Here is a 570-nt window from a genome sequence, read left to right as displayed (position 1 = left end):
TGCTGAACCCGCTGGGATCGGCCGCCGCGATCGAGTTGATTCAAGAGGCCGATCTGGTGATCTGGTGCGGCTCAAAGGTCAGCCAGAACACCGGCATGAACTGGACCCTGCCAAAGCCGGATCAGGCCACCATCACCATCGACTTTGACCCGCTGGAGCATGGCCGCACCTTCCGTCCGACCGTCGCCCTGCTGGGCGATGTGCGTGAGACGCTGAGCGCGCTGGATGCCGCGATGGGCGACAGCCGCGCCGGGGCCAACCCGGAGTGGGACGCCCGCATTGCCGAGGTCAAGGCGCGTTGCGATGCCGACAAGGCCGTGGAAATGGCGTCGGATCAGATGCCGGTGCTGCCGCCGCGCATCATGGCCGAGATCGCCAAACGGCTGGACGATGACGATGTGGTGGTCTCTGACGCCTCGTTCTCGGCGGGCTGGATCTCGGGCTATATCCCGGCCAAACAGGCCAGACGGCAGTTTCTGTTTGCGCGCGGCCAGGGCGGGCTGGGCTATGCGGTGCCCGGTGCCATCGGGGCGGCCACGGTGGTGGCAAAGGGCGCGCGGGTGGTGACGG

The 570-nt window shown here is 67.2% G+C and carries 1 pseudogene; it reads left to right on the top strand.

The features are described from left to right. Positions 1–570: pseudogene (locus D1012_RS22115) on the top strand (thiamine pyrophosphate-binding protein); the annotation flags it as partial.

The sequence above is a fragment of the Pseudotabrizicola alkalilacus genome, from assembly GCF_003443995.1.
In the GTDB taxonomy this organism is placed as follows: domain Bacteria; phylum Pseudomonadota; class Alphaproteobacteria; order Rhodobacterales; family Rhodobacteraceae; genus Pseudotabrizicola; species Pseudotabrizicola alkalilacus.
This window is presented reverse-complemented; position numbering and strand designations above follow the sequence as displayed.